Origin of the sequence: Olsenella profusa F0195, from assembly GCF_000468755.1 — a bacterium.
Lineage (GTDB): Bacteria > Actinomycetota > Coriobacteriia > Coriobacteriales > Atopobiaceae > Olsenella_F > Olsenella_F profusa.
In genome coordinates, this window is sequence record NZ_AWEZ01000042.1 from 1 (window position 1) to 558 (window position 558).

Annotated in this window: 1 protein-coding gene; it reads right to left on the reverse strand. The window is 69.7% G+C overall.

Going from position 1 to position 558, the window contains the following annotated elements; translation table 11 throughout:
* Nucleotides 1-558: hypothetical protein (locus HMPREF1316_RS14385; protein ID WP_021725760.1), on the reverse strand; the 558-nt coding region annotated here is incomplete at both ends.

The following is a 558-nucleotide window of genomic DNA, read 5'->3' on the forward strand; positions in this document are numbered from 1 at the left end:
CAGGAAGCGCTCCATGCTGGCGCGCCCGTTTCCCTCCTCGACGTCGGAGACGTCCTTCTTGGAGAGCCCGAACTCCCCGAGGGAGGTACGCGAGAACCGTCCGCCCCGGCCGGCGTTCGTATCGATCCAGCCCCCGAGGGCGAGCCCGAAGGCCCGGTCAACCCACGCGTCGAGGGCCGCGCCGCCCACCCCCGTGGCGCCGAGCCATTCTTGTCTGGTGACCTGGCGGGATGTTTCGGCGCCCGGGTCCCGCAGGCGATAGTTCTCTTCCCACGAGAGCGTGGCGGTGGCCTCCTGGTAATACAAGTCAACGGATAGGTAGCACTCGGTGCCATCGGGCGTCACGCCGTAGCCGGAGTAGCATATGAGGCCTGCCATGCCGTCATCGGTCACTCCGACCGTGACGCAGCTCCCTTCCCTGTCCGGGGAGGTGGAGACGTCCCCGGAGCCGTCCCAGGGATGGCCTATGCCGCCGTCGCAGCGGTAGCCGCTGCCCCCGTGGTCGGGCTCGGTGCCCGGCTTGTCCTCGGGGCGGAGGTACGCGGGCAGCCGCTTGCC